The sequence below is a fragment of the Aeromonas sp. QDB39 genome, assembly GCF_027707585.1.
Lineage (GTDB): Bacteria > Pseudomonadota > Gammaproteobacteria > Enterobacterales > Aeromonadaceae > Aeromonas > Aeromonas hydrophila.
Window position 1 is genome coordinate 96,928 of the sequence record NZ_JAPCIV010000007.1, and the last position, 19,295, is coordinate 116,222.

Here is a 19,295-nt window from a genome sequence, read left to right on the forward strand (position 1 = left end):
TCACTCGCTCTCCTCGTCCGGCTCCAGCACCAGAGTCGGGATCAATTCGCCAAATACCTTCTGCAGCTCGTCGCGATTGGCCAGCAGGTCTTGCAGGGTATAGCTGTCCATCACCGCCAGAAAGGCGTTCATCGCCTCCTTCAGGGCATTCTTCAGCAGACAGACCGAGACGATGTGGCAGGCCGGCGAGCCGCAATCTATCCCGTCCAGATTCCCTTCCAGCGCCCGGATCACCTGACCGATGTTGACGGTCTCCGGCGCACAAGCCATGCGGATCCCGCCATTCTTGCCGCGCTGGGACTGCAGATAGCCCAGTTTCACCAGCTGGTTCACCACCTTCACCATGTGATTGCGGGAGACGTCATACAAGGCGGAGACCTTGGCCACGCTCGACAATTCGCCCTCCGGCAGGGTCGCCAGATAGAGCAGGGCTCTCAATCCAAAATCGGTATAGCTAGTTAGTCTCATAGTGCCTGTGGCGCATCGCGCGGAAATTGATTATTGATTCAGATCAAATAAACATCTAGGATGCAGCTTATTAAGTGACATTTTAGATGTTCAATTAGCAAGGACCCCCTATGTTAGACCAAGCCACCATCGCCGTCATCAAAAGCACCATCCCTTTGCTCGAATCGGCGGGCCCCGCGCTCACCCAGCACTTCTACCAGCGCATGTTCAGCCATAACCCGGAACTGAAGGACATTTTCAACCTGGCGCACCAGCGCAGCGGCGGTCAGCCGCTGGCGTTGTTCAATGCGGTGGCGGCCTATGCCAAGAACATCGACAACCTGGGGGCACTGGCCGGGGCCGTGGAGCGTATCGCCCACAAGCACACGGGTTTCCTGATCCAGCCAGAACAATATCACATTGTAGGTAGTCATCTCTTGGCCACGCTCAAAGAATTGGGTGGAAGTGCGGTCACCGACGAGGTGCTGGATGCCTGGGGCAAGGCGTATGGTGTGCTCGCCAGCATCTTCATCGGCCGCGAGAGCGAGATTTATCAGGAGAAGGCGAGCCAGGCAGGTGGCTGGCAGGGTTCCCGCCCCTTCCTGATCAAGGAGAAGCGGCTCGAAAGCGAGCTCATCACCTCCTTCCTGCTGGCGCCGGTAGATGGCAAGCCGGTACTGGACTTCAAGCCGGGCCAGTACCTCAGCATCAAGCTGGTCCACCCCGAGCTGGAATATCAGGAGATCCGCCAGTACTCCCTCTCCGATGCCCCCAACGGCCAGCACTACCGCATCAGCGTCAAACGCGAGCCGCAGGGCCAGGTTTCCAACCTGCTGCACGATCATCTGCAAGCGGGTGACAAGATTGAGGTCATGCCCCCCACCGGCGATTTCTACCTGAAAGCCGATGGCCATACCCCGGTGGTGCTGCTCTCGGCCGGTGTGGGTGTCACGCCGATGATAAGCATGCTCAACCAGTTGCTGGCGAACGGCCATCAGGCCGACATCACCTGGCTGCACGCCTGTGAACAGGGTGCCGTACATGCCTTCAGGGAGGATATTCAGCAAAAATCCCGCCAAAACGCCAACCTGCTGAGCCGGGTCTGGTATCGGGAGCCCCAGGCCAGTGATGTGCAGGGCGAAGATTACGACTTTGCCGGCACCATGGACCTGACTGCAGTGAAGGAGCGCATCACGCCGCAGGCCCACTACTACTTCTGTGGTCCCGTCGGCTTCATGCAGGCAGTCAAGCAGCAGCTGATCGCGGCAGACATTCCGGCCGGCCAGCTCCATTACGAAGTTTTTGGTCCCCACCAAGATCTGTAAGGCGGGCTAATCACTATAACCAGATGAGGGGCCAGCCTGTCACGGCACGGCGGCCGGCACCTCCCGGCCCACGGATGCAGATCCGTGGGTCATTTTTTTGGCTCAGTGCATCGCCTTGGCGCGGGCGATGGCATTGGCCGGCATCCGGTTGCCGAGCCGGCTCAGCAGGCTGGTCGCCTTCTGGTGCAGCGCCTTGTCGCCGATCACCGTGCTGTGCAACCAGTGGTAGGCCTCTTCATAGTCGAGCGGGCTGCCCATTCCCTGCAGCAGCATCTCCACCCACTCTATCTGTGCCCGCTGGAAGCCCAGGCTGGCGGCCTCCCGCATCAGGGTCTCGGCCTTGAGCAGATCCTTTTGCACCAGCGTGCCTTTCCAGTAGTAACGGCCCAGTTGTTCCAGCGCCGGCGCCAATCCCTGATTGGCCGCCTCCCACATGAATTTGACCCCCAGCTCCGCGTTGGGCTTGATGCAGACCCCCCAGGCCAGCATGTCCCCCCACAGAAACTGATAGGCAGGCACCTTCATCACCTCGGCCCGCACCTCGATATCCTGGGTAAGCTGGCACCTGTCCTGCTTTACCTGCTGCAGGTGACGCCCCTGTTCAATCCAGTTGAGCAGCTCGTCCTGGCGATAGAGCGGCACCGCCTGCAGTGTGCCACTGTCCACATTCAGGCCGCTGCTGCTGCTCGGGGTGCTGGTCATGGGGCGGCTATTGGGTGAGCGCCCGCTATCCGTGGCGGCAGGTGCAGGAATGGGGGCCGCTGCCGGCGCATCGGCCGTCGCCGGGCTGGTCGATGGCGCAGCCGTGGTATCCGTGGCCGCCGGCACCGCGGCTGCAGCAGATGGGACCGCCGCCTCCGGTTGCGCCGGCGTACTGGCCGGTGCGGAGGCGGCCACGGCCCCGCTCGTCGCGGCGGCGGCAGAGGCGGAAGGCTCGGCCCCCTGCGCCTGGCTCGTCAGCAATGGGGGCGTCAGCAAACAGAGAAGGCCGACAAGGGTAATGGGTTTCATCATAAGGATCTCCTGCAGCACCCTGTTATCGGCAGCCGGCAGCATCCCCTTAGGCCGGCGCCGCCTGCATCCGTCACCATAACGACAAAGGGGAGCCGAAGCTCCCCTTGCTGTCCATCCGGACGCCTTACTTGACGAAGTCGACACCCAGCTGGATATCGGCTTTCAGAGTGGCCAGCATGCCATCCATCGCCTCTTGTTCGAAGGCGCTCAGCTTGCCGTAGTCCAGCACGGTTTCGACACCGTTCTTGCCAAGCAGGATGGGCTGCGCGAAGAAGGTGGCGTGTTTGCCGTCGCCTTCCACGTAGGCGCACTCAATGACGTTGGCTTCACCCTGCAGACCCTTGATGAGCGACAAGCCGAAACGGCAGGCAGCCTGGCCCATGGAGAGAGTAGCGGAACCGCCACCGGCCTTGGCTTCCACCACTTCGGTACCGGCGTTCTGGATACGCTTGGTCATGGCGGCCACTTCGTCGGCGGTGAAGCTGGCACCGTCGATCTGGGAGAGCAGCGGCAGAATGGTCACGCCACTGTGGCCACCGATCACGTTGACGCGCACCTTGTCGACGTTCAGACCCTTGGCCTCGGCCACGAAGGTCTCGGCACGGATCACGTCCAGGGTGGTGACACCAAACAGGCGACGCTTGTCATAGACACCGGCTTTCTTCAGCACTTCGGCCGCGATGGCGACCGTGGTGTTGACCGGGTTGGTGATGATGCCGATCAGCGCTTTCGGGCAGGAGGCCGCGCACTTTTCCACCAGGTTCTTGACGATGCCGGCGTTGATGTTGAACAGGTCGGAACGATCCATGCCGGGCTTGCGAGCCACGCCGGCGGAGATCAGCACGACATCGGCGCCGACCAGAGCCGGGCTCGGATCTTCACCGCAGAAACCTTTTACTTTCACGTCAGTCGGGATATGGCTCAGATCGACCGCCACGCCCGGGGTCACCGGAGCGATGTCATACAGGCTCAATTCGGAACCAGCAGGCAGACGGTTTTTCAACAGCAGAGCGAGGGCTTGGCCGATGCCACCGGCGGCACCCAGAACGGCAACTTTCATGATCAACTCCATGTTTAAGCGTAGGTTTAAGGTTGTTTCTTGTTGTGCGCCCAACCTTAAAGGATCCCCCCCTAAAAAACAATCTGATAACAGTTGTAATCACAGGTTCTGTGAGCCAATAAACAGGCGGCGAATAAAAATGGGGGGAAATGCAAAAAATTGGAGGGGAAGCACAGATTTCCTGCACTTCCCCTCACCATTAATAGGTAGATCTACCGACTTCAGCCCTGGAAGGCCAACGCCCTGCGTTCACACCAACGAAAACCAATTGTTAACAATCCGTTCATGGTCAGGTAGAGGGCACCGGCCACGGTGAACACCGCCAGGGTGTCATAGGTCTGGGCATTGAGGCGCTGAGCCAGCCCCATCACATCCATGATGGTGATGGTACTGGCGAGCGAACTCCCCTTGAGCACCAGGATCACCTCGTTGGAATAGGCGGGCACCAGCCGCCGGGCGGCGTGACGCACCTTCATCCACAAAGTCTGGCTAGCGGAGAAACCGAGTGCGCGGCAGGCCTCTACCTCACCGGCCGAGATGGCATCGAGCGCCCCCTTGAACAACCGGGTGGAGTAGGCGGCGGTATTAAAGCCGAGCGCCAGCACGGCGCAGAACCAGGGCTGCTTGAGCAGCGGCCAGAGCGGCCCCTCTTTGAGCCAGGCAAACTGGCCCGGCCCGTAGTAGATGAGGAAGATCTGGATCAGCAGCGGCGTGCCGGTGAAGATCAGCACCCACAGCTGCACCAGCTGGGTCGCCACCGGAATGCGACGCTCCAGCACCCAGGTCATGGCAGCCGCCATCAGCACCCCGAGCAGCAGGCTGAATGCCGTGAGTTGCAGGGTAATCGCCAGGCCACCCAGCAGGGTCATCAGGTAATCCTGCATGATCAGCCTCCGTAACGACGGGTGTAACGGGACGCCTGCTTCAAGCCAAACTCACTCACCAGGCTGATGGCCAGGTAGATGAGGGCCGCCGCGGCATACCAGGTGAAGGGTTGATAGGTGCTGGCCGAGGCCATCTGGGCCTGGCGCATCATCTCGTTCACCCCGATGAGGGAGACCAGTGCGGTGTCCTTGAGCAGCACCAACCACTGATTGCCGAGCCCCGGCAGGGCGTGCCGCCACGCCTGGGGCAGCACGATGCGAAAGAAGATGTGCCCCTTGCCAAGACCGAGCGCCAGCGCCGCCAACCGCTGCCCGGCGGGCACCGCATTGAGGGCAGCCCGCAGGGTCTGGGTGGCGTAGCTGGCGAACAGCAGGGAGAGCGCCAGCACGCCGCAGGCGAACGGGCTGAACTCCACGTACTCGCCGGTGATGAGGAACAGCACCTGGGTCGAGCCGAAGTAGATGAACAGCACCACCAGCAGCTCGGGCAGGCCACGAATGAGTGTGGTGAGTGTGGCCACCGGCCACACCAGAGCGCGCTGCTTGCTCAGTTCGGCGGCGCTGAACGCCAGCGCCAGCACCATGCCCCCGACCAGGGATGCCAAGGCCAGCCCGAGGGTCATCCAGGCTGCATCCAACAACAGGCTCAACATGGCTTAGTGCGCGAAATATTTGTCGTAGATCTTCTGATAGGTGCCGTTGGCCTTGATGTCGGCCAGCCCCTTGTTCAGCTGAGTCAGCAGCTCCTGATTACCCTTGGCCACCGCGATGCCAAAGCCGGTACCGAAGTACTTGGCGTCAGTCACCGGCGTGCCGATCACGGCATACTCCTTGTGCTGCTTGAGCCAGTCGGCGGCGACCGCGGTATCGGCAAACACGCCGTCGGTGCGGCCGTTCATCATGTCGAGGAAGGCGCTCTGGTAGCTGGCGTAGGGCACGGTCAGCAGACCCTTGCTCACCCAGTTGTCCACCAGATAGGACTGATGGGAAGTGCCGTTCTGCACGCCGACGGTCTTGTCCACCAGCTCTTCCGGCCCCTTGAAGGCGCCCTTCTTGGTCACGAACACGGCGGAGTTCTGGTAATAGATGTCGGAGAAATCAACCTGGGCGGCCCGCTCCGGGGTCACGTCCATGGCGGCGATGGCGGCGTCATAACGACGGAATTTCAGGCTGGGGATCAGGCTGTCGAAAGCCTGGTTGTGGAAGCTGCACTCCAGCTTGGCCTGTTCACAGATGGCGCGGGCAAGATCGATGTCAAAACCCTGGAACTCGTTCTTGTCGTCCAGGTATTCGAACGGCGCGTAGGTGGCCTCGGTGGCGAACTTGATCTCCTTGGCCAGCACCGAGGTGCTCAGCAGGCCCATGGCGGCGACCAGCAACAGACTCTTTTTCATGACAGCTTCCTTATCGATTTGAATATCAATGCATCAAGAATTCGGCAAACCGGCTGGTTTGCGGGGCTTGGAAAATGGCGGCGGAGCCGGCTTCGATGATCCGCCCCTTCTCCAGATAGATCACCTGGCTGGCCACCTTGCGGGCGAACTCCACCTCGTGGGTCACCACCACCTGGGTGATGCCGGTCTGGCCCAGGTTGCGGATGATCTCCGCCACTTCCTTGGTGATCTCGGGGTCGAGGGCCGCCGTCGGCTCGTCAAACAACAGCACCTGGGGGTCCATCATCAGGGTACGGGCGATGGCCACCCGCTGCTGCTGACCGCCAGACAGCCGCGCCGGCCAGGCGTCGCGCTTGTCGGCCAGTTGCAGCTGGGCCAGCAGATAGCCCCCCTTCTCCATGGCCGCCGCCTTGCTCATGCCGAGCAGCTTGACGGGGGCCTCGATGAGGTTCTCCATCACGGTGAGATGGGGCCACAGATTGTACTGCTGGAACACCATGCCCACCTTGCGCCGCAGCGCCTGGGTCTGGCGGTTGAACTCGGCGGTGGAGAGGCTGGACGGGAAAGAAAATTCACTTTCACCGATGCGCAGAATACCGGCATCCGGGGTGTCCAGCAGGTTCATCATGCGCAGCAGAGAACTCTTGCCGGCACCGCTCGGGCCCAGCAGCACCAAGGTCTCACCGGGAGCGGTCCGAAAGCTGACCTGTTGCAGTACCGGCACCTTGTGCCAGGATTTTTCGATACCGATTAATTCAATACCCATACAGCCCAATTGAATAAGTTTTCAAAATTTCGTCCTGATTCTAACGCTGGCATGGGTGGATGCAAGCTATATTTGAATCAATATGCAGAACAAGCGCCGCTTCCTTGCAAAAATAGGCATATGAATGCAAAATGGGCACGCTGTTCATATCTGCCGCCTGAGCGTGACAGGCAGCCAAACCTCCTCATTCGTGAGTCCAAGATGAAGCATAACGACAAGCAAGAAAAACTGGCCAAGGCCTTTAAAGCCTTGCTGAAAGAAGAACGATTTGGCTCCCAGGCAGAGATAGTGACTGCCCTGCAAGAGATGGGCTTCGAAAACATCAACCAGTCCAAGGTATCGCGCATGCTGAGCCGCTTCGGCGCCGTTCGCACCCGCAATGCCAAGATGGAGATGGTCTACTGCCTGCCGGTGGAACTGGGCGTGCCCACCACCTCCAGCCCGCTCAAGAACCTGGTGCTGGATGTCGACCACAACGGTGCCCTGGTGGTGATCCACACCAGCCCGGGTGCGGCCCAGCTGATCGCCCGCCTGCTCGACTCCCTCGGCAAGGCCGAAGGGATCCTCGGCACCATCGCTGGTGACGACACCATCTTCATCACCCCGACCAGCGACACCGACATCGAAGAGCTCTACCTCTCCGCCCTCGAGCTGTTCGAACAGACGCCGTAATGGTTGCCGCCGCGTCATCGCGGTCCCGCCAAAACGCAAAATCCCGGCCAAGGCCGGGATTTTTGTTATCTGCGGGTGGGCGAGCCTTATTTGCCCTGTGCCACCAGAAAATCTTCTGAAGGGGCGAAGAAGGCTGCGCCGGTCACCGCCCTGGTGAAGCGCAGCAGGTGATCGAAGTGACTGCCCTCCCCCTTGTACATGCTGGCCAGCATGGCGTTGAAGTGCTGCGGGGTGCGGCAGCAGGAGATGAAGTAGAGCCCCTGCTCTGTCATGGTGCCCCAGGGCATGCTCTGGCGCAGTATCTCCATGGACTCACCCTTTGGCGTCTTGAGGTTGACCCGCTTGATGTGGGCGGTCAGCGGCTTGTCGGCCGACTCGTACTCGATGTTGTCGACCTTGGTGCGACCGATAATGTCTTCCTGCTCCTTCAGTGCCAGCTTCTCCCAGTCGCTCATGGCATGGACCCAGCGCTGCACGTGGATGTAGGAGCCGCCGGCAAACTCGCCGCCGTCCAGCAGCGCCACTTCGGCGCGGTGCTCATCCTGCGGGTTCTCGGTGCCATCGACGAAACCGGTCAGATCGCGGCAGTCGAGGTTGCGAAAACCGCGCACCTCTTCTGCTAGCTCCACCAGCCCGGCCAGCAGGGCCATGACGCGCTGACCGGCGTGATGCAGCACATCGACCCGATCGGCGCGCAGTTGCACGAACAGATCGAACGGGGTGTTGGGGGCCTCCTGGCCGTTGGCGGATTGTGCCATGAAGCCGCGGAACTGGGGCGGACGGGCGGCAGGATAGAGGCCATCCCAGGCATCGGCACCGACGGCGACCAGACCGCTGAAGCCGGCAGCGGGGAAATCGGCGGCTACCGCCTCCCACAGGGCCGGCAACCTGGCCAGACGGGCCACCAGCTCGGCGGCGTCACCGGTGCGGTTGAACATCAGATAGAGGGCGTGCAGATTGGGCTCGGCACAGATCCCGGCTTGGGCTTTCATATATCTCTCCCCTGAACAGACATTGGCGATATGGGCGATTAGCGTTGCGCGATTATAAACCAGCGCGGTTCCAGTTCATTGATTTCACGACGATATCACGCGTTCAGGGTAAAGGGTCAAACAACACCAGCGCGTGGGGCGTCACCCTGACCCGCGCCCGCGCTCCCTCCAGCGGCTCGCCGATGCTCGCCTCCAGCCGCAGCTCGCCGCTCTCGAACAGCACCCGGCAGTGATGGCCGAGGAACTGCTGCTCCACCACCTTGAGCTCGCCATCTGCGGCGCTCTCCAGCAACAGTTGCTGTGGCCTGAGCATCAGTTGCAGCAGCTCACCCACGGCCCGGCCATGGGGCTCGCTGCCGCAGATGACCCCGAGCGCCGTGCGCACGCAGTGGCTGTCCACCACCTCGGCCGCCAGGTAATTGACCCCGCCGAGAAACTCCGCCACGAAGCGGTTCTGGGGGCGGCGATAGAGCTGCTCCGGCTGGCCCACCTGCTCGATGTGACCCGCGCGAAACAGCGCCAGTCGATCGGCGAAGGCAAAGGCCTCCTCCTTGCTGTGGCTGACGAAGATGGCGCCGATCCCTTGCTGCTTGAGCAGGGCGCGGATCTCCAGGATCAACTTCATCCGTACCTGGGTGTCGATGTTGGAGAAGGGTTCGTCCAGCAGCATCAGCCGCGGCTTGCACACCAGCGCCCGGGCAATCGCCACCCGCTGCTGCTGGCCACCGGAGAGTTGATGGGGATAGCGATCCCCCAGCCCCTGCAGATTGACCAGCGCCAGCGCCTCGTCCACCTGCTGCTGACGGGCACGGCGATCGAATTTGGTCAGACCGAAGCCGACGTTGTCGGCCACCGTCAGGTGGGGAAAAAGGGCGTAATCCTGAAAGATCATGCCGATGTTGCGCGCCTCGGGCGGCACGCTGGCACCGGGCCCGTCGAGCAGGGTATCGCCGAGGCGGATCGTGCCCTCCGCCAGCGGCAGCAGGCCAGCGATGGCCTTGAGCAGCGTGGTCTTGCCGCAGCCGCTCGCTCCCAGCAGGCAGACGATCTCGTTGTCAGCCACCGTCAGGGAGAGCTGCTCCAGCACATTGCGGCCGTTGTAACGGCAACTGACATTTTCAACCTGCAAACAGGACAAGGCTGACTTCCTCATATTCTTTTGAACCAGACCGACCGACGGCCGGACAACATTTCAAGGTTGGCGGGCTCAGTGCCCCGCCCCATCCAGGTTGCGGTTGACCCAGATCAGCGGCAACAGCCCCACCAGCACGATGACGATGGCGCCGAGCGCGCCGCGCTCCAGCATCTCGTCCGACACGAACTGGTAGACGTGGGTCGCCAGGGTATCGAAGTTGAACGGCCGCAGCAGCAGGGCGGCAGGCAGCTCCTTCATGGATTCGATGAACACCAGCATGGCACCGGCAAACAGGCCGCGCCGTACCAGAGGCAGGTGCACCCGCCGCAGCATGGCGCCATCCCCCTGCCCCAGAGAGCGAGCCGCCATATCGAGGCTGGGGGAGATCTTGCCCATGCTGCTCTCCACCGAGCCGATGGCGATGGCCACGAAGCGCACCAGATAGCCGAACACGATGGCGGTGATGGTACCGGTCAGCAGCAGCCCCGGCCCCTGACGCCCCAGCAACTCGGCCAGATCGTTGATGGCAAAGTCGAGGGCGGTGAGCGGTACCAGCACGCCGATGGCGAGCACGGTACCCGGCATGGCGTAACCCATGGCGGCGATGCGCAGCGGCAGCAGGCTCTTGACTCCGCCATCGAGACGACGACAGAAGCCAAGCAACAGGGCGATGCCCATGGCCAGCAGGGCGGTCAGCGCCGAGATAGCCAAGCTGTTGCCGGCAAAGCGGACGAACTCCGGCGTCCACGACAATTCGAAGTAGCGCACGCCGTAATCCAGCAAAATGACGAACGGCAGACCGAAGCCGGCCAGCACCAGCCCCCAGCACCAGAGCCCGGCCAGAGCGCGGCGAATCCCCTTGAGCGGGTAGCGCAGCGGCTGCTCATGACCCATCGACTTCTGGAACACCTGCTGCCGGCTGCGCGAGCGGCGCTCCAGCGCGATCAGCAGCACCACCGCCAGCAGCATCAGGCAGGAGAGTTTGGCAGCGGTAGCCAGACTGCCATAGCCGAGCCAGGTGTCGTAGACCGCCGTGGTCAGGGTATTGATGGCAAAGAAGTGGACGGTGGCAAAATCGGCCAACGTCTCCATCGCCACCAGCGACACAGCGACCATGATGGCCGGGCGTGCCAGCGGCAGGCTGAGGCGGCGAAAGCTCTGCCAGGGGGAGCAACCGAGCAGGCGGCTGGAGTGAATGAGGCTGACCGACTGTTCCAGAAAGGAGGCGCGGGTCAGCAGATAGACGTAGGGGAACAGCACCAGTGCCAGCACCCAGGCGGCGCCGCCGAGGGAGCGGATGGCCGGGAACCAGTAGTCGGCCGGCCCGCCCCAGCCAAACAGCTGCCGCAACCCCGCCTGCAGCGGGCCCGAGTAGTCGAGCAGGTCGGTGTAGACATAGGCGACGATATAGGAGGGCATGGCCATCGGCAGCATCAGCGCCCACTGCAGGGCCCGCCGCCCCGGCACCTGGCACATGGCCACCAGCCAGGCGGTCGGCACCCCGAACAGCAGGCTGAGCAGCACGACGCCGACCACCAGCCCCAGGGTATTGGCCAGATAGTCGAACAGCACGGTATCGGCGAGGTGGCCAAACAGATCTCCGTCGGCCGACAAGGCGGAGAAGACCAGAGCAAGCACCGGCAAAGCCAGCAGCAGGGCGCTGGCCCAGCTGCCGGTAATCCATCCAAAATTTTTCATGAGACCACAGAGGTTGATGGGGCCCTTGGCCCCATCTGAATTACAAGTCGAATTTCACTTCATCCAGCAGCTGCAAGGCGTCCTTGCGGTGCTTGGCGTAATCGCTGACCGGTAGCGCGTCAGACTTGAAGCTGCCCCAGGACTTGACCATAGCGGAAGGCTCGACCCCGGCCTTGACCGGATATTCGGCGTTCACGTCCGCATACATGTGCTGGGCGGTGTCGCCGGCCAGGAACTCCATCAGCTTCTGGGCCTCAACCTTGTTCTTGGCGTACTTGGTCATGGCCACGCCGCTCACGTTGACGTGGGCGCCGCGGTCAGCCTGGTTCGGGAAGTTGATGTAGACGGCATCGGCCCAAGCCTTCTGCGCCGGATCCTTCAACATGGCACCCAGGTAGTAGCTATTGCCGAGCGACAGGTCACAGATACCATCCTTGATCGCTTTGACCTGATCCCGGTCGTTGCCCTGCGGCTTGCGCGCCAGGTTGGCCTTGACCCCTTCCAGCCAGCTCTTGGTCTCGGTCATGCCGTGATGAGCGATCATGGAGGAGACCAGCGCCACATTGTACTCATGCTTGCCGCTGCGGGTGCAGATTTTTCCTTTGAATTCAGGCTTGGCCAGATCTTCGTAGCTGATGGTATCGAGCTTGCCGAGACGATCCTTGCTGGAATAGATGGCGCGCACCCGGGTGGTTAGCGCGAACCAGCGGTTGTCCGGATCGCGATAGATGGCGGGGATGTTCTCCTGCAGGATCTTGCTGTCCACCGGCTGCACCAGCCCCTTGTCCACCAGATCGGTCAGCCGGCTGATGTCGACGGTCAGCATCAGATCCGCCGGGGAGAGCTTGCCTTCCCGCTCCAGACGCTCGTTCAGCCCCTCTTTGGCGAACACCACGTTGACCTTGATGCCCGATTCTTTCTCGAACTGCTGGATGATGGGCTTGATCAGCTCATCCTGCCGGTTGGAGTAGACATTCACCTCCCCTGCCGCCAATGCCGACTGAGCCGCCAACGCAGAGAAAGCCAGTGCCAACATCTTCATTTTCATCATCCATTCCTTGAGTTGCTATATCGAGTGAGAACCATTGCTGTTTGCATTTTGCATTGAGCTCGACAGCCGGATCAAGAAATCCTGATGTGGCGGGATCACATATTTAAACCCTGTTCAAACAAAGGGGCCGGATAGAATCCTATCCGGCCCCACCATGGAGTCAATCAGCGACAACGTACCGATCATTCGCCCCATCCAGCGCGATCAGAGCGCCTCGTCGTCGCTCTCACCGGTCCGAATGCGCACGGCCTGCAGCAGGTCGTAGACGAAGATCTTGCCGTCACCGATCTTGCCGGTATAGGCAGCCTTGCAGATCGCCTCGATCACCCCTTCGACGTTGTCGTCGGCCGTCGCTATCTCCAGCTTTACCTTGGGCAGGAAGTCGACCTGATACTCGGCTCCCCGGTATAATTCGGTGTGCCCCTTCTGGCGGCCAAACCCTTTGACCTCGGACACGGTCAGACCCTCGACCCCCAGGTTGGCGATGGCCTCGCGCACGTCGTCTAACTTGAAGGGTTTGATAATCGCAGTAATCAGCTTCATCTGGTTGCTCCCAATCCATGGTATGTCATGAATGGGGAATCAATTCTTGTGCCAAGTCTTTTTATTGTTTAATTTCAAAAAGATAGCATTTAGGCCTGGAGCAGGACTCTCCCGGCATCACCAAGGGAGCGCATCTCGCCCCATTATGAGGCACCAAGCTGAGCCAGCCACAGCCGATGCACCAAACAAGAGCACCGCAGTATGTTAGTCATCTCCAACAGCGTTACCCTGCCCTGGCATGAACTGCAATTCCAGACCATGCGGGCACAGGGCAACGGTGGCCAGCACGTCAACAAGACCGACTCCGCCGTCTGGTTGCGCTTCGATTACCGCAACTCCCCCAGCCTCACCCCACTTTACAAGGAGGGGCTCGACAAGCTGAGCGACAGCCGAGTTCACGACGGCTTCATCATGATCCGGGTCGAGACCCACCGCAGCCAGGACATGAACCGCAAGGAGGCGATGAACCGTCTGGTGGAGCTGCTGAAGAAAGCGGCCTGGCGCCCCAAGGTCCGCCACGCCACCAAGCCGACCCGCAGCTCCCAGCGCAAGCGGGTCGATGCCAAGAAGCGCAAGGGGGAGATAAAATCGACCCGCGGCAAGCCGGTAGTGGACTAGCCGGGCCCTTGCCCAACGCCCGAGGATGACAGAATGAAATTCAGTTTTTGCGACAGCGCCCACGGCCCCCTGCTCATCGCCATCGACCGGGACGGGCTGCGCTATGTGGAGTTCGTGCTAGGCGAGCAGCCGGTGACCCCGACCGACGAATGGCAGCGCGACGATCAGGCGCTGGCCCCCTTCGTCGAACAGTTCGCGGCCTACTTCGCCGGTCGCCTGCGCCGCTTCGATCTGCCGCTGGCCGCCCGGGGCACCCCTTTTCAGCAATCGGTGTGGCGCGCCCTGGGCGACATTCCCTATGGCGAGACCGTCAGCTACCTCGAGATAGCCCAGGCCATCGGCAATCCCAAGGCGGTTCGCGCGGTGGGGGCGGCCAACGGGCGCAATCCGCTCAGCATCATAGTGCCCTGTCACCGGGTGATCGGCCGCAGCGGCGAGCTGACCGGTTATGCCGGCGGCATCCCCATCAAACGCTGGTTGCTGGCGCTGGAACAACAGACCGACGACAACTTTGCACTGGCCCCCTGACCCTATAACCAGTCAGTCCCATTGCGTTTAGCAAAATGAACATAGTATGAAGAATCGCCTCAGAAGGGCTTCAGACAGCATCAGGCATCATGGCTTCACACTTGGATGGCATGGCTCATCCCTCATTCAAGTGGCACCCATGTGACGCTTCCAATCTGTCTTTTTCCCCGCGCCTCCCTGAGGCGCTTTTTTTTGCCGGCAAGCGACCACAAAAAAGCCCGCCGAAGCGGGCTCTGACCGGAAGGTGCTAGCTCCAGGGTCAATCAGAGGGCGAGGAACAAGCCTGCCAGCGAGGCACTCATCAGGTTCGCCAGCACCCCCGCCAGGATGGCGCGCATGCCGTAACGGGCGATGAAGGATTTGCGCTCCGGCACCATGGCGCCCAGGCCACCGATCAGGATCGCCATGGAGGAGATGTTGGCGAAACCACACAGGGCAAAGGTGACGATGGCCTTGCTCGACTCGCTCAGAGTCTGATCCTGCACCAGGGCGATGAAGGCGACGAACTCGTTCACCACTATCTTGGTCCCGATCAGGGCGCCGGCAGCCTGAGCCTGTTCCCAGGGGATACCGATCAGCCAGGAGACGGGAGCAAACAGCCAGCCCAGGATGATCTGGAAGCTCAGCTCCAGCCCCACCAGGTCGCCGGCCCAGCCCAGCAGGCCGTTGAGCATGGCGATCACCCCGACGAACGCCAGCAGGGTGGCCCCCACGGCAACCGCGATGTTGAGGCCGGACATGGCGCCATCGGCGGCTGCTTCAATCACGTTGGTGGCGCGCGGGATCACCACGTCCTGATGATGGTCCTGCTCTTCGGCGGCAGGCGGCACCAGGATCTTGGCCATGGCCAGACCGGCCGGCGCCGACATGAAGGCCGCCGCGATCAGGTATTTCAGCTCGACCCCGATGCTGGCGTAACCCACCAAGGTACCGCCAGCTACCGAGGCGAGGCCGCAGCTCATCACCGCGAAGAACTGGGAATCCGACATCTTGGAGAGATAGGGTTTGACCACCAGCGGCGCCTCCACCATACCGACGAAGATGTTGGCGGTGGCGGAGAGGCTCTCGGCGCGGCCGGTGCCCAGCAGTTTCTGCAGGCCGCCGCCAAGCAGGGCGATCACTTTCGGCATCAGGCCGATGTGGTAGAGGATGGCGATCACCGCGGAGAAGAAGATGATGACCGGCAGCACGTTGAAGGCAAAGATGAAGCCCAGCTTGAACTTGGCCAGATCGCCGAACAGGAAGGCGATCCCCTCCTGACCGTAACCGATCACGCTGCTGACGCTTTCGCTTACCCCGTTCAGCACGTGCTGACCGGCGGGCAGCCAGAGCACCAGGCCGGCGAAAAGGATTTGCAGGCAGAGGGCCAGACCCACTGTTCGCAACGGGATACGACGACGATTATCAGAGCAGAGCGTGGCCACGGCCAGAATGCTCAGGATGCCGAGCAGGGCAATCATAGGGACTCCATCAGGTGGGACGAAAGATGGGCGCGGATTCTGCGCTCCCGGCCTCGCCACTGCAAGTCCACTTGGTTACAGCCCTGTTAGCAAAAACGTTTGCACGATACCGGTTGCGGCAACTGGCTGATTTGACTTGATTTTGGTTTCAAGCGAAAGCCAGTGTTCTTATATGGAAACGATTATTCCTCGGTGCCGGACAATTTGCCGCCGAGCCAGGGAGCCAGCCGCTGCTCCCAGTAGGGATTCGGACCGAAGCTCTCCTTGAGGAAGTCGATGAACAGCCGGATCTTGGGATCCAGGTGCTCGCGTCTGGCATAGACGGCGTGCACCGCCATCTTCTGGTTCGGCCGCCACTGGGGCAGCAGCGGGATCAGCTGGCCGGACTGCAACTCCTTGTCCAGCAGATAGTTGGCCACGTAGGCGATGCCGAGCCCGGCCAGGGCGGCGTCGCGCACCGCCTCCGCCAGATCCACCCGGTAGTTGCCGGCTACCTGCACCGTCTGGCGCTCCTTACCCTGGCGAAACGACCACTCGTGGTAGCGCCGCTCCCGGCTCTGATAGGTGATGCAGTTGTGCTGAGCCAGGTCTCTGGGGTGCAGCGGGGTGCCATGGCTCAGCAGATAGTCCGGCGAGGCCACCAGCACGAAGTGAATGTCCGCCAGCCGCTGCCCCACCAGGGCCTCGGGTTTGTCCTCGTAGGTGGTGATCCAGAGATCCAGCCCCTCATCCACCAGGTTGGTGCGGTGATCAAACAGCGAGACCTCCAGCTCCAGCTCGGGGTAGCGATCCTGAAACGCCTTGAGGCGCGGGATCACGTGCAGCCGGCCGAAAGACTGGCCCACCCCCAGATGCAGGATGCCGCTCACCTTGCCGCGCCGCTCCGCCACCATGGAGTCCGCCTCCAGCGCCACCGCCACCAGGGCGCGGCAGTGGCGGGCATACTCCTGGCCGAGCTCGGTGAGAGAGAAGCGGCGGGTAGTGCGCTGCACCAGCTGGGCACCGAGTTCGGTCTCCAGCTGGGCCAGCTGTTTGCTGATGTGGGATTTGGAGACCCCAAGCCGCCGGGCGGCCGCCGAGATGCCCTGTTCACGGACCAGGGCATCGAAGATCACCATTTGGGGCAGACGTTGCAGCACGGGATTACCAGAGAGAAGAGCGGGCCCCCATTATTCCAGAGCCGCCCGCCGCGGGGTAGCGCTAAAGGCCGAGCGCCCGTTTGACCTCTTTTTGCAGGGGATCGTCCGCCGGATTCTGGTTCGCGCCATAACTCGCGACCAGCTTGCCGTCACGCCCGATCAGGTATTTGTGAAAGTTCCAGCCCGGCGCTTCGCCCGCCGCCGTGGCCAACCCCCGGTAAAGCGGGCTGGCATCGGCCCCGCGCACGGCGATCCGGTTGAACATGGGGAAGGTCACCCCGTAATCGCGTCGGCAGACCGAGGCTGTCTTGCCCTCCTCCCCCGCCTCCTGCCAGAAGTCGTTGGAGGGGAAGCCGAGCACCACCAATCCCTTCTCCTTGTAGGTCTGGTAGAGCGTCTCCAGATCCCGGAACTGGCCGCGATAGCCGCAGTAGGAGGCGGTATTGACCACCAGCACCACCTTGCCCTCGGTCAGCTGGCAGAGGTTGTGGCGCTGGGTGCTGTTGAGCTCCCGCATCTCCACGTTGAAGTAGTCCGGGCAGGCGGCGACGGCCGCCCCGGCCCCGAGTGTCAGCAACAACATGATCCATTTCATCGAGCGACTCCTGTCAGGCAGATGAGTGACATACGCGCGGGCACGCCGGCCGGTTCACCCGCTCAATAGAGGGGGATGCCGGTGAGCATGCCGTGCCCCCAGAAGATCAACAGAGCCGTGAGCGCCAGCCCGGCCCCTACGCTGAGCCCGGTGCCATACCAGTTGGCCGCCGGACGGGGATGACGCTGCCAGTCCCGCACCGAAATCCAGACGATGCTCACCAGCGCCCACAGGCCGATGCCGCCAAACAGCACCAGGGAGCGGGCCTCGCTGTTGACCGCCAGGTGGGCACCGGCCCAGAGCAGGGTGCCGAGCAGCTGGGGATGCACCAGCCAGCGCCGCAGGTGATTGGGCCCCTGGCCGGAGCAGAACAGGATCAGGGCGATGGGCATGACCGCCATCATCAGGGTCGGTCCCCAGGCGGGCAGAAAATAGAGCGGCAGGGGGCTGGCGGTGCGCCAGCCGGCAATGATGCAGGCGATGGCGATGAACACCAGCAACGAGAAGAGTCCCTTGTAGCGATTCTCCCCCAGCCGCTCGCGCAAGCGGGCCCGATGGGAAGCTGCGAAGCAGGGATAGAGGTGGATCAGGGTAAACAGCAGTACCCCCAGGGTCAGCAAGATCATGGGTTGCTCCTTGTACTATGGGGGATCACTATGCCGCAAAGTCGGCGGCCAGAATACAGAAACCGCAGAAAAGCACAGGCTATACAGCAGGATAATGAAAAAAGCCGATCATCTGATCGGCAAGGTGTTTCGGGCAGACCTGCAGCGGTGCAGGTCGTCACCGCGACACGGGGCGAGGTTGGCCGGCGTCAGGCGCCGGCCAGAAGAGAGTCAGGGTCGCAGCAGATAGAGCGCCGCCACGTTGCGGGCCGTGAGCTGCAGGTTGGTGGTGGCGGTGGCCAGCGCCTCCGGCAGCGACATGGCGCGGTTGACCACGGCGAACACCGCATCCAGCCCGTGCTCGTGCACCACGCCGTAATCGTCGGTCAGGCAGCCCGCAATGCCGATCACCGGCTTGCCGAACTGCTTGGCGCAGCGTGCGACACCGATTGGCGTCTTGCCGTGGATGGTCTGGCTGTCGATGCGTCCCTCGCCGGTGATGACCAGATCCGCATCGGCCACCGCCTCGGCCAGTTTCAGTGCCTCGATGACGATCTGGATGCCGGGTTTGAGCTCTGCGCCGAGCAGACCCACCAGGGCCGCCCCCATGCCACCGGCGGCGCCCGCCCCCGCAATCTCCTTCACCTGCCTGCCAAGCGCCTGCTCGATGCAGTCGGCGTAGTGGGCCAGGTTGGCGTCCAGCTGCGCCACCATCGCGGGGGTCGCCCCCTTCTGCGGACCAAACACGGCGGAGGCCCCTTTCGGCCCGCACAGCGGGTTGTCCACGTCACAGGCCACCTCGATGGTGATCTTGGCGAGGCGCGAATCGAGCCCGCTCAGATCGATGGTGGCCAGCTCGGCCAGACCGGCGCCGCCCGGCGCGATGGGAGTGCCGTCGCGCTTGAGCAGCTTGCCGCCGAGCGCCTGGATCATGCCGGCACCGCCGTCATTGGTGGCGCTGCCGCCGATGCCGAGGATCAGATGCTTCACCCCCATGTCGAGGGCCGCCAGGATCAGCTCGCCGGTGCCGCTGCTCGAGGTGTGCAGCGGATTGCGCAGCTCAGGCGCCACCAGATGCAGGCCGGAGGCCGCCGCCATCTCGATGACGGCGCGCTCGCCATCCCCCAGCAGACCGACGAAGCCCTGTACCTTGTTGCCAAGGGGAGCGGTCACGTAGAAGGGCAGAATGCGGCCACCGGTGGCGTCCACCAGGGACTGCACTGTCCCCTCGCCGCCATCGGCCATCGGCAATTTGACGTAGGTGGCGTTCGGCAACACCTGCTTGAATCCGGCCTCGATGGCATCGGCCACCGCCATGGCGCTGAGGCTCTCCTTGAATGAATCGGGGGCGATAACAATTTTCATATCA

At 62.3% G+C, this 19,295-nt stretch carries 21 protein-coding genes; 4 read left to right on the top strand and 17 right to left on the bottom strand.

Going from position 1 to position 19,295, the window contains the following annotated elements:
• On the bottom strand, positions 1 to 468 hold the full coding sequence (locus PG899_RS05930) for an Rrf2 family transcriptional regulator (protein WP_011704626.1): 468 nt from the start codon (positions 466 to 468) through the stop codon (positions 1 to 3).
• Positions 469 to 578: 110 nt separating this feature from the next.
• Between PG899_RS05930 and hmpA the strand changes: the two genes are divergently transcribed.
• Positions 579 to 1,772 (top strand): NO-inducible flavohemoprotein, encoded by a 1,194-nt coding sequence (hmpA, locus tag PG899_RS05935; protein ID WP_077095892.1) that lies wholly within the window; start codon positions 579 to 581, stop codon positions 1,770 to 1,772.
• Positions 1,773 to 1,874: 102 nt separating this feature from the next.
• On the opposite strand, the gene PG899_RS05940 is transcribed toward hmpA, so the two are convergent.
• The 6 genes from PG899_RS05940 to PG899_RS05965 form a co-directional block, all read right to left on the bottom strand.
• On the bottom strand, positions 1,875 to 2,474 hold the full coding sequence (locus tag PG899_RS05940; protein WP_016349413.1) for a tetratricopeptide repeat protein: 600 nt from the start codon (positions 2,472 to 2,474) through the stop codon (positions 1,875 to 1,877).
• 436 nt (positions 2,475 to 2,910) lie between these two features.
• A complete protein-coding gene (mdh, locus tag PG899_RS05945; RefSeq protein ID WP_077095890.1) occupies positions 2,911 to 3,846 on the bottom strand; it encodes a malate dehydrogenase in 936 nt (311 codons plus the stop codon).
• A 221-nt stretch (positions 3,847 to 4,067) separates the two neighbouring features.
• Positions 4,068 to 4,730 carry an arginine ABC transporter permease ArtM gene (gene artM, locus PG899_RS05950; protein ID WP_077095889.1) on the bottom strand — a complete coding sequence of 221 codons (663 nt, stop codon included), beginning with the start codon at positions 4,728 to 4,730 and terminating at the stop codon, positions 4,068 to 4,070.
• A 2-nt stretch (positions 4,731 to 4,732) separates the two neighbouring features.
• A complete protein-coding gene (gene artQ, locus PG899_RS05955) occupies positions 4,733 to 5,383 on the bottom strand; it encodes an arginine ABC transporter permease ArtQ (RefSeq protein ID WP_017409015.1) in 651 nt (216 codons plus the stop codon).
• A gap of 3 nt (positions 5,384 to 5,386) precedes the next feature.
• Entirely contained in the window at positions 5,387 to 6,124 is a 738-nt protein-coding gene (locus PG899_RS05960) for a transporter substrate-binding domain-containing protein (RefSeq protein ID WP_011704620.1), read from the bottom strand.
• A gap of 25 nt (positions 6,125 to 6,149) precedes the next feature.
• Positions 6,150 to 6,890 carry an ATP-binding cassette domain-containing protein gene (locus PG899_RS05965; RefSeq protein ID WP_077095888.1) on the bottom strand — a complete coding sequence of 247 codons (741 nt, stop codon included), beginning with the start codon at positions 6,888 to 6,890 and terminating at the stop codon, positions 6,150 to 6,152.
• Positions 6,891 to 7,091: 201 nt separating this feature from the next.
• Here PG899_RS05965 and argR point away from each other — a divergent pair, with 201 nt between their 5' ends.
• Positions 7,092 to 7,562, top strand: coding sequence for a transcriptional regulator ArgR (gene argR / locus PG899_RS05970; RefSeq protein ID WP_005308670.1), 471 nt, complete (start codon positions 7,092 to 7,094; stop codon positions 7,560 to 7,562).
• 86 nt (positions 7,563 to 7,648) lie between these two features.
• Here the strand turns inward: argR and PG899_RS05975 are convergent, their stop codons facing one another.
• The 5 genes from PG899_RS05975 to glnK form a co-directional block, all read right to left on the bottom strand.
• The gene (locus PG899_RS05975; protein ID WP_077095887.1) at positions 7,649 to 8,554 is read right to left on the bottom strand and encodes a Dyp-type peroxidase; all 906 of its coding nucleotides are present in this window, start codon (positions 8,552 to 8,554) and stop codon (positions 7,649 to 7,651) included.
• 103 nt (positions 8,555 to 8,657) lie between these two features.
• Positions 8,658 to 9,692: an ABC transporter ATP-binding protein gene (locus PG899_RS05980; RefSeq protein WP_077095886.1), complete on the bottom strand. Its 1,035-nt coding sequence runs from the start codon at positions 9,690 to 9,692 to the stop codon at positions 8,658 to 8,660.
• Positions 9,693 to 9,761: 69 nt separating this feature from the next.
• Complete coding sequence (locus PG899_RS05985; RefSeq protein WP_077095885.1) at positions 9,762 to 11,387, bottom strand: ABC transporter permease; 1,626 nt, start codon at positions 11,385 to 11,387, stop codon at positions 9,762 to 9,764.
• A 40-nt stretch (positions 11,388 to 11,427) separates the two neighbouring features.
• Positions 11,428 to 12,435, bottom strand: a complete 1,008-nt coding sequence (locus PG899_RS05990; RefSeq protein WP_077095884.1) for a Fe(3+) ABC transporter substrate-binding protein — start codon at positions 12,433 to 12,435, stop codon at positions 11,428 to 11,430.
• Positions 12,436 to 12,642: 207 nt separating this feature from the next.
• A complete protein-coding gene (gene glnK, locus PG899_RS05995; protein ID WP_011704615.1) occupies positions 12,643 to 12,981 on the bottom strand; it encodes a P-II family nitrogen regulator in 339 nt (112 codons plus the stop codon).
• Between the two features lie 201 nt (positions 12,982 to 13,182).
• Here glnK and arfB point away from each other — a divergent pair, with 201 nt between their 5' ends.
• Both arfB and PG899_RS06005 read left to right on the top strand, forming a co-directional pair.
• A complete protein-coding gene (gene arfB, locus PG899_RS06000; RefSeq protein ID WP_077095883.1) occupies positions 13,183 to 13,599 on the top strand; it encodes an alternative ribosome rescue aminoacyl-tRNA hydrolase ArfB in 417 nt (138 codons plus the stop codon).
• Positions 13,600 to 13,632: 33 nt separating this feature from the next.
• Positions 13,633 to 14,127 (top strand): methylated-DNA--[protein]-cysteine S-methyltransferase, encoded by a 495-nt coding sequence (locus PG899_RS06005; protein ID WP_077095882.1) that lies wholly within the window; start codon positions 13,633 to 13,635, stop codon positions 14,125 to 14,127.
• 263 nt (positions 14,128 to 14,390) lie between these two features.
• Here PG899_RS06005 and PG899_RS06010 read toward each other — a convergent pair whose 3' ends face one another.
• From PG899_RS06010 to PG899_RS06030, 5 genes are all read right to left on the bottom strand, one after another.
• Positions 14,391 to 15,587 (bottom strand): NupC/NupG family nucleoside CNT transporter, encoded by a 1,197-nt coding sequence (locus tag PG899_RS06010; RefSeq protein WP_011704612.1) that lies wholly within the window; start codon positions 15,585 to 15,587, stop codon positions 14,391 to 14,393.
• 182 nt (positions 15,588 to 15,769) lie between these two features.
• Positions 15,770 to 16,705, bottom strand: coding sequence for a LysR family transcriptional regulator (locus PG899_RS06015; RefSeq protein ID WP_016349403.1), 936 nt, complete (start codon positions 16,703 to 16,705; stop codon positions 15,770 to 15,772).
• 82 nt (positions 16,706 to 16,787) lie between these two features.
• Positions 16,788 to 17,321, bottom strand: a complete 534-nt coding sequence (locus tag PG899_RS06020) for a glutathione peroxidase (RefSeq protein WP_076361516.1) — start codon at positions 17,319 to 17,321, stop codon at positions 16,788 to 16,790.
• A gap of 62 nt (positions 17,322 to 17,383) precedes the next feature.
• A complete protein-coding gene (locus PG899_RS06025; protein WP_077095881.1) occupies positions 17,384 to 17,947 on the bottom strand; it encodes an NnrU family protein in 564 nt (187 codons plus the stop codon).
• A 210-nt stretch (positions 17,948 to 18,157) separates the two neighbouring features.
• A complete protein-coding gene (locus tag PG899_RS06030) occupies positions 18,158 to 19,291 on the bottom strand; it encodes a glycerate kinase (RefSeq protein ID WP_077095880.1) in 1,134 nt (377 codons plus the stop codon).
• Between the last annotated feature and the right edge of the window lie 4 nt (positions 19,292 to 19,295).